This is a genomic window from Oligoflexus sp. (assembly GCF_035638955.1).
Lineage (GTDB): Bacteria > Bdellovibrionota_B > Oligoflexia > Oligoflexales > Oligoflexaceae > Oligoflexus.
In genome coordinates, this window is record NZ_DASQYZ010000214.1 from 1 (window position 1) to 8241 (window position 8241).

Below are 8241 nucleotides of genomic sequence, written 5' to 3' on the forward strand. Positions count from 1 at the left end.
ATCATGCGGCAGCAAAGAAAAAACAAAATTATCTCCGACCTGGGAGATGGCGGCAGCCCTTATATCTCCAACCAAACCCGTCTGTCCCCTCGCTGGCTCGGGACGGGCTATGGTTGGAGTATTACGGTCTGACTCGATAAAGGGCGACGTTGCGGTGATCCTGCAACTGAAAAAGTTCACGGAAGGATTGACCAGCCTTAACCTTGGTTCCCAAAAGATCCTGGCAGCTCTTGCTAAAACCTTCAGCAAGCAAAAGAATCCGCCCGATGAGGAGAAAGCCAAACTTCACGTTATTCAAAATGGTGTTGATCGTAACTGTGCGCTCGGCCACCATTTTTTCCAGGTTCTGATTCACATCCTGCAGATCCGCATTCTTGCGGGCGATTTCATTATTGAGGCGTTCCACGTTGTCGGTCATCTGGTCAAAGGATCGAGCCAATTGACCCAATTCATCACCACCCTGGGCGCCCACGCGAGCCTGGAGATTGCCATTGGCAATCATCGAGGTTGCATGACTGATGCGCGAAACGCGGCGAATCAGGCTCAGGGCGATCACAACGAAGAGGACCGATGAAAAGGCCAGGGCTATCATCGTCCATAACATGGCCTGCTTTTTATTGGCTTCAACATCAGCGATGCGATGCTGAAGCATATGGTCCATTTCTTCAAAGCAAAGGTAATGGCGTGATCATCGTACGGATATGCGTAAAAAAATGTGCGTAATCGTTGTTGAGCACGGTCTTGGGATCTTTGGCTAAAAACCTGTTGAGGTCTTTGGTTAGTTTTTGGGCTGTGAAGGCCCCGCGTTTACGTTTTCCAAGGGCCTCCGATGTGAACTGCAGGTCTTTCCCAAGTCTCGCGTTCGTTTTGGTGAGCTCATGCAAGTTTTGCTCGATGTTGGCGCGAATGGAAGGCCAGGAATCTCCATCCATAGCCCCTGGCTTGGGTGGAGAGGTTTAAGTCTTTTTGTTTGGCTGCAATCATGAGCGAAAGCATGGTGGCGATCGGCAGGGTAAAGGAAAAACCGACCATGGCCAGTTTGGTGCTTATTCGATTCAGAAACACAGGTTTATCCTCACGCAAGGGAGCTTGACTGCAGGCATAGGAGCCGATTTCGGAGCTGGCCCCATGAACTTAAGGACTTTTAAAAATTTAACATTTTATCAATGAATTCAGATTAATACAGCGACCAGCAAAATGATCAAGCGCACTCAGGACGGACCTGGACCCGGCTTTTCGGCAAGAAAAGTCGAAGGATCATGTCGCTGGCCCGGTTGCTTCAAGGTCCAAATTTGGGATAAGCAGGAAGGGCAATATCAACCCTCAGCCTGCCGCATTCAGGCAACATAGGACAGTGGAATATGGCTCTTCGACGTGATCCCTTGACCTGGCAGTATCCCGCGATTGAACCCTATCGCGTGGATCGATTGCGTGTTTCCAAAATTCACGAATTGTATTTTGAAGAATCGGGCAACCCCAAGGGCAAACTCGTTGTCTTCGTCCATGGAGGACCGGGCGGTGGCACCGATCCGAGTCATCGACGCTTTTTTGATCCGGAACGCTATCGGATTGTGCTTTTTGACCAGCGAGGTTGTGGCAAGAGCACACCACACGCCTGTCTCGACGAGAACACCACCTGGGATCTCGTGGCTGATATGGAGACTTTGCGCCAGCACCTGGGTATTCAACGCTGGCAGGTTTTTGGGGGATCGTGGGGCAGTACCCTGGCGCTGGCCTATGCGCAAAAGCACCCTGAAGTGGTCACCGAGTTGGTGCTGCGTGGAATATTCCTGCTCAGGAAACAGGAAATCGATTGGTTCTATCAATTCGGAGCCAGCGAAATCTATCCTGATGCCTGGGAATCGTATCGCAATGCCATTCCCGAGGCCGAGCGCCACGACTTCCTTTCCGCTTATCATAAACGCCTTACCTCCGATAATCCTGAGGTTCGCTTGAACGCAGCACGGGCCTGGAGTGTTTGGGAAGGACGGACCAGCAAACTTTTGCCAGAGCAGGCCAGTATTGAACGCTTCGATGGAGCCGAATTTGCTTTGGCGTTTGCTCGCATTGAATGCCACTACTTCGTTAACAAGGGATTCTTTGACAAGGATGATTTCCTGCTGCAGGGCGTGGATCGCATTCGTCATATCCCCGCAACGATTGTGCACGGACGATACGATGTCGTATGCCCCCTGACATCCGCCTGGGACCTGCATAAGAAATGGCCTGAAGCGGAATTGATGATTACACCTGATGCTGGCCATGCTGCAAGCGAGCCGGGGAACTGTCGGGCATTGGTAGCCGCAACGGACCGCTATGCAAGCCGGAACGCATAACTACCGCATAAGGTGCTCGACACCGGATGATTGAATGGGATCGGCCTCTCCACTTCGCCAAACAGTCTTTGGCCACCAGCGGGTCATGGCAGGCAGGTCGGGTGGCACGATGCTTTCGCCAGGTCGCAATACGGCCACAGGAATGTTATGTTCCTGGGCCGCTACCAGCACACGCTCCATGGGTTCCGTCCAACTGTGAAAGGCCAGACTGAAAAGTCCCCAATGCACGGGCAGAAAAATTTTGCCCCGGACCAGTTGATGGGCCCGTACAGCCTGTTCAGGCCCCAGATGCACATCAACCCAGTGGCGGTCGTAAGCTCCCACTTCAATCATCGTCAGATCAAAGGGGCCCAGTCGTTCGCCTATGGCACTCATTTCATCGAAAAGGGCCGTATCACCGCTGTAGTAAACCCGGCGGCGCAATCCGGCAATAGCGAAACCGCACCATAAAGTGGACTCATGATCGAGCAGACCACGACCTGAAAAATGTCGCGCAGGCGTGGCCGTGATGGTAAGACCCGCTAATTCATGGGCTTCCCACCAGTCCAGTTCCACAATATTTTGCGGTGTCACACCCCAGGATTCGAGATGCGCGCCGACACCCAGCGGGACAATCCATTGCACCCCACGAGCGGCAAGTTTCAGGACCGTAAAATGATCCAGATGATCATAGTGATCGTGGGAAATCAAAACCGCGTCGATCTCTGGCAACTCCTCCCATGGCAAGGGGGGAGGATACCAACGCAGAGGACCAGCGAAGGACACGGGTGAAGCTCGTTCCCCCCAAACGGGATCGATCAGCAGGCGTTTGCCTTCGATTTCAACCAGCAAGGTGGAGTGTCCAAGCCAGGTGGTTCTCAATTCGGGAGCTTGATCAAAATCCTTGCGCTGCCGGGTTTGCACGGGAATTTTATCCGCCGGACTTCGCTCTGCCGGTTGACCAAAGACCATTTCTTTCAAGAGGGAAAATCGTGAAGCCTGCGTTCGTTCCCGAGGATTGGTAAATTTTCCCTCATGCCACTGTGGGGACCGTTCCATACGGGACCGACGTTCACCTTCGGCTGACTTGCCCATGCTGTGGCATCCTGGTAAACCCAGCATCATAGCTCCACCCCAAGCCAGGACTTTCACATACGATGTCATGACGCGACCAACCGACTGCAAAGGCGGAAGTTTGAATGGCATGCGGGTGTCCCAAAGAATGCTGGATGATTGGTCTGTGATTATATCATGATACGGCGGAGTTCGGCAGAAGGAGTCGACAAGCCGCGCGAGGGGCGCGGCTCTGGATTGAACTGACCGGACGCGCAAGAGGCGCGCCCCTCTGAATTGAACTGACCGAAGGCGCGAGAGGCGCAACTCTCTGGATTTAGCTGACCAGACGCAAAATAGGCTTCTTGATATCCCGATTTATTTTCTTACGGAGCTGCTTGTTGGATTTTTGCATGGTTTTCGAAAGGCCCACAAGAGCGGTATTCGCCAGCGCCTTGAAGCCATGATTCCCCAATCGACGTGTAAGGATCGGGAACGTCGTTTTACGATAAATGATAAGAGCGGCCAGCCCAACCCCCACCGTTGCCAGCCCCACGATGAGAGCCGTCCTGCTTGAGCTTCCTTCCTGTTTCTGACGCCAATGACCTGAGGTGCCTGAAATTTCAGACATCGGTTCATGGATATTCCCGTCACTGGGCTCCGCCGGACGCGATGCGAAATGATCCTTGTTCACCTGTTTCGCCATCATGCGTTGCGCCAGCCCGGGAGCAATGCGGCTCAAAAGCCCAATGCGACGACCTGCTCCGCCCACATACACCTCACGCCTGGGATGCAGCGCGAGTTTTACAATTTCGCTTGCCACGGCTTCCACATCATAGATGGGATTCATGGGTTTAACAGCTTTGCCTGTATAGTTTGCGGCATGCTGAAAGATGGGAGTATCAATGGAAGCGGGCAGAACAGTACAAACATGAATATCAGGCAAATCCAGCAATTCCTGACGCAAGCTATCGGACAGACCGATAATCGCAGCTTTGCTGATGGCATAAGCACTGATGTACGGTGCTCCTGTTTTCCCCACCATGGAGGAAATATTGATCAGAGTGCCTCGACCGCGCTCACGAAAGTGAGGCACCACTACCCTGGTTCCATGAATGTAACCGAAGAGGTTGGTTTCAATCACCTGACGGTAGTCTTCCCAGGGAGCGTCCTCCAGACGAGCAAATAAAGAGACGGCGGCATCGTTCACCCAAACGTCGATACCACCAAACGTCGTGATCGCTCGCTCGGCAAGTTGCTTAACGGCTTCGTGCTGACTGACATCCGTGGGTACGACGAGAGCTGTTGCTCCCAGGCGTTCGCAGGCTTCGGCCACTTCCTGCAGCTGATCTTCGCTGCGGGCAGCCAGCACAAGACGGGCCCCCTGCTTGGCAAAATCCAGCGCTGCGGCCCGTCCTATTCCACTTGATGCACCTGTGATGACAACAACTGAATCCTGGATCGATCGCTTCATAACAACCCTCCGTTGTTCGTGAATCGAAGAATTTTTCGAGGAAGGCTCGAACACATTCGAGCTTTGCTTCGGTGTTGCTATCAGATTCCGTGCCACTTGAACGAGAGAGCCTTGATGAAATATCACCCATCAGGGGGATAGAAACTCCAAACTGGCTTTTATATAGCGGTCGAAGGCTTCAACCTGCGGGATGTGTCCGACTCCCTCCAGTTCCACAAGTTTCGCTCGGGGAATGGCTTGTGCCGCTTTTTTCCCAAGAACGGGATACTGGCCGAGGCTTTTCTGTTGTTCTTCGGTCACCCGGTCCTTACCGATGGCGGTTCGATCGCGCAGGCCAATGATGAGAAGGGTGTCGGCACGGATGAGCGGGAATTCATAGAGAACTGGTTGTGTGAACACCATATCGGAAGTGAGAGCCGCGTTCCAGGCGACACGTGGATAGTCAGGGTGCTGGGTCCAACCCGAAAGAATCTCTGTGAGTGGTTCATATTCAGGTTTCCATTCCCCTCCGAAATAGCTCGTCCGCTGATATTCACGGATGCTTGCCGGGGTGGCTTTGAGTTCCGCTTGATAGAGCTCCTCGACAGTTCGATAGGGAACGTGAAGCTTCCAATCCTCCAGGCCAATGGGATTGACCAGGATCAGCTTGCCGATACGAGAGGGATACATAAGAACCAGGCGCGCGGCCAGCATACCCCCCATGGAATGACCCATGACGTCGAATTTTTTAATTTGAAGGGATTCAAGAAGATGGAAGGTGTGTTCGGCCAGAGCATGAAAGCTGTATTGATAGGATTGTGGTTTCGAGGATTTGCCGAATCCAATCTGATCCGGCGCGATCACGCGGTAGCCCTGTGCCGTGAGGCTGTCGATGGTGCGATTCCAGTAGGAGGCAGAAAAGTTTTTGCCGTGGAGGAGTAGAACAGTTCGACCATTCGCCTGCTTCGGTTCAGCGTTAATATAGGCCATTCTAAGCTTCTGCTGCTGACTCTGTATTTCAAAAAAGGCCACCGGTTTAGGGTATGGATAGTTGCTCAGTTCGGGATCGAGTCCCTTGGGTGAAGAGGCTGCGTGTGTGCAACCCGACAGCAACATCATTCCTATTATGATCAGAGATTTTAGACATTTCATGGTTCATCCCTCATTTTTAGGTCAGCAGCGACTGGATTGTTTTCAGATCAAGACTGTTCAGCAGTGAGGCATCATTTTGCAGCAGAGATTCGGCAAGCTGCCGCTTCCCCTGCTGCAGGTGCAAAATCTTTTCCTCGATCGTATCTTTGGCAATCATGCGATACGCGAAAACAGTATTCTTCTGATGAATGCGATGAGCGCGATCGATAGCCTGCGCTTCGACTGCGGGATTCCACCAGGGATCCAGAATAAAGCAGTAGTCAGCCGCCGTCAGGTTGAGGCCGACCCCGCCAGCCTTGAGACTGATTAAAAATACCGGAATCGAGGGATCCGTTAGAAAGCGGTGCGTGCGTTCGGATCGGTCCCGGGTTTGACCGTCCAGATAAAGATGCGGCATGCCTCGGTTTTTGAGGTGCTTGCTGATAATTTTCAGAAAGCTCGTGAACTGGGAGAAGACCAATGCTTTGTGCCCCGATTCATGGATTTCCTGAAGACGATCGAGCAGAATTTCGAGTTTGGCGCTGCTCTTGTCTTCATGTCTGGCATCCAGGAGGCCCGGATGACAAGCCACCTGCCGCAGTCGCAGCAAGGCTTCGATCAAGATAAGCGGCGACTTCCGCCACTGGCCGTCCTGAAGATCAGGCAGGAGGTGACGCTGATAATGCTCTCGCAGTTCATCGTAGTGCCGCCGCTGTTCGCCTTCCAGTTCGCAGATAATGGTGTGCTCAATTTTGGGCGGCAAATCTTGCAGGACCTGAGCTTTGGTTCGGCGCAGGATTAAAGGCTTTAAGGCTTTCTTGAGGAAAGCAATGTGAGGGTCTTTCAGGTCGGAATTTTTTTGCAGGGTTTTGGCCCAGGTTCGCGTGTCCAAAAAATCCGGATTCAGAAAACGCAGGAGAGATCGCATTTCGCCGAGATGGTTCTCGATTGGCGTTCCTGAGAGAGCCAGTCGATGTTCGGCTTCAATCAGAAAGGCGGCTTTAGCGGTCTGTGAAAGATCATTTTTGATCAACTGCGATTCATCGAGTATGGCATACGAGAAAGGAATTCTGCGCAGCTGCTCAATATCGAGGCGCAAGGTACCATAGGTGATCAGCGCGACATCGATGTCGCGGCAGTCGCTCCAATTGCGTTGCGTGGTGCTCAAGTCCCGGATCCTCAGATTCGGGCAGAAGTTCTGGGCTTCGGCCAGCCAATTTCCGATCAGACTGCGTGGAACTATAATTAGACTAGGCCTTCGCGGTTCACTATGAAATTTTTGCAATTGAGCGAGGACCTGCACAGTTTTGCCAAGTCCCATTTCATCGGCAAGACACCCACCGAAGCCGAAATCGTGCAGAAAGCCCAACCACGCGAGGCCCTCACGCTGATAATCCCTCAGGGTTCCGATAAATCCAGGCGGGGCATCTTCGGGTTCCAAAGTACGGAAAGCCTTGATTTTAAGCCTGATATCATGGAGCCGTGCGCTCTTGATAACAGCGGGAACTTCACTCAGCAGGCTTTCAATCAAAAGCGCTTGCCTCGACGAAAAGCGCAAGTTCCCCTCGTGATGAACAGCAGCTTCTTCCAGCAGCGCATACCGCTGCGCCCAGGCTTCCGGCAAAAGGCCCAGACCCTCATTGCCTAACGGTATAAAGCCATCGCTGGCGGCCAAGCCTTTCAAGAGGCCCGGCAATTCATAAGTTTTGGCGTCCAATGTGGTTTTGATATCCACATCCAGCCAGTCCGTATCGCCTTGCACCGTTGTTTCAAAGTTTCGAAGCAGGTTAAGCCGTTTGTTTTCCGCCTCTACCTGCCAGCCCTGGTCTTCCAGTTTTTCGATGACGCCGGGCAGATTCGGCAGATAGATCCGTGCAATGCGTCCCAGCTCCACCATATCCGGCGCGTAGCAGCGCAAAACGCCTGGAACATTGAGGAGATCACGCGCCAACTGTTCTTCAGCGGATCGATCCCGCAGCCACAGACGCCGTTCCTTATGATCCAACCATCGGGCGCTGCCATCAATCAGGCTGACATCACCGCGACTGTATCGGTAAATAATCTCGCCGAGCCATTCACTTCGATTGTTATGGGCTTTGGGTGTCAGTCGCAGAATGGGACGCGGCAGATCCAGTTCCTCGGTCCAACCAGCTTCGTCCGGGAGCAGCAGAAGGGGCGCCGCTGGGATATCAGAATAATCTCGAATAAAGGCATCAAGCCCCTCTCTGGGAATGAGCACAGCAGGTCCATCCTGCAGGCGTTCGATCCATTCCTTGAGACAGCGTTCGG

7 protein-coding genes are annotated in these 8241 nt (G+C 52.9%); 1 reads left to right on the top strand and 6 read right to left on the bottom strand.

The genetic code is table 11. The annotated features are described in order from the left end of the window. Window positions 1-121: 121 nt before the first annotated feature. Both VE954_RS19560 and VE954_RS19565 read right to left on the bottom strand, forming a co-directional pair. Entirely contained in the window at window positions 122-652 is a 531-nt protein-coding gene (locus VE954_RS19560; protein ID WP_324955855.1) for a HAMP domain-containing protein, read from the bottom strand. A 224-nt stretch (window positions 653-876) separates the two neighbouring features. Next, the gene (locus tag VE954_RS19565; protein ID WP_324955857.1) at window positions 877-1083 is read right to left on the bottom strand and encodes a hypothetical protein; all 207 of its coding nucleotides are present in this window, start codon (window positions 1081-1083) and stop codon (window positions 877-879) included. A gap of 278 nt (window positions 1084-1361) precedes the next feature. Here VE954_RS19565 and pip point away from each other — a divergent pair, with 278 nt between their 5' ends. Further along, window positions 1362-2336: a prolyl aminopeptidase gene (gene pip, locus VE954_RS19570; RefSeq protein WP_324955859.1), complete on the top strand. Its 975-nt coding sequence runs from the start codon at window positions 1362-1364 to the stop codon at window positions 2334-2336. Here pip and VE954_RS19575 read toward each other — a convergent pair whose 3' ends face one another. From VE954_RS19575 to VE954_RS19590, 4 genes are all read right to left on the bottom strand, one after another. Beyond that, the gene (locus tag VE954_RS19575; protein ID WP_324955861.1) at window positions 2337-3521 is read right to left on the bottom strand and encodes an MBL fold metallo-hydrolase; all 1185 of its coding nucleotides are present in this window, start codon (window positions 3519-3521) and stop codon (window positions 2337-2339) included. A 184-nt stretch (window positions 3522-3705) separates the two neighbouring features. Continuing rightward, window positions 3706-4842, bottom strand: a complete 1137-nt coding sequence (locus tag VE954_RS19580; RefSeq protein WP_324955863.1) for an SDR family oxidoreductase — start codon at window positions 4840-4842, stop codon at window positions 3706-3708. A 129-nt stretch (window positions 4843-4971) separates the two neighbouring features. Further along, window positions 4972-5973: an alpha/beta hydrolase gene (locus tag VE954_RS19585; RefSeq protein WP_324955865.1), complete on the bottom strand. Its 1002-nt coding sequence runs from the start codon at window positions 5971-5973 to the stop codon at window positions 4972-4974. Window positions 5974-5989: 16 nt separating this feature from the next. Further along, a partial coding sequence (locus VE954_RS19590) for a DEAD/DEAH box helicase (RefSeq protein WP_324955867.1) occupies window positions 5990-8241 on the bottom strand: 2252 nt, incomplete at its 5' end.

Excerpts from the sequence above, each read along its gene's own strand:
- pip (WP_324955859.1), top strand. The coding sequence starts at position 1,362 with ATGGCTCTTCGACGTGATCCCTTGACCTGGCAGTATCCCGCGATTGAA.
- VE954_RS19575 (WP_324955861.1), bottom strand. The coding sequence starts at position 3,521 with ATGCCATTCAAACTTCCGCCTTTGCAGTCGGTTGGTCGCGTCATGACA.
- VE954_RS19580 (WP_324955863.1), bottom strand. The coding sequence starts at position 4,842 with ATGAAGCGATCGATCCAGGATTCAGTTGTTGTCATCACAGGTGCATCA.
- VE954_RS19560 (WP_324955855.1), bottom strand. The coding sequence starts at position 652 with ATGCTTCAGCATCGCATCGCTGATGTTGAAGCCAATAAAAAGCAGGCC.
- VE954_RS19585 (WP_324955865.1), bottom strand. The coding sequence starts at position 5,973 with ATGAAATGTCTAAAATCTCTGATCATAATAGGAATGATGTTGCTGTCG.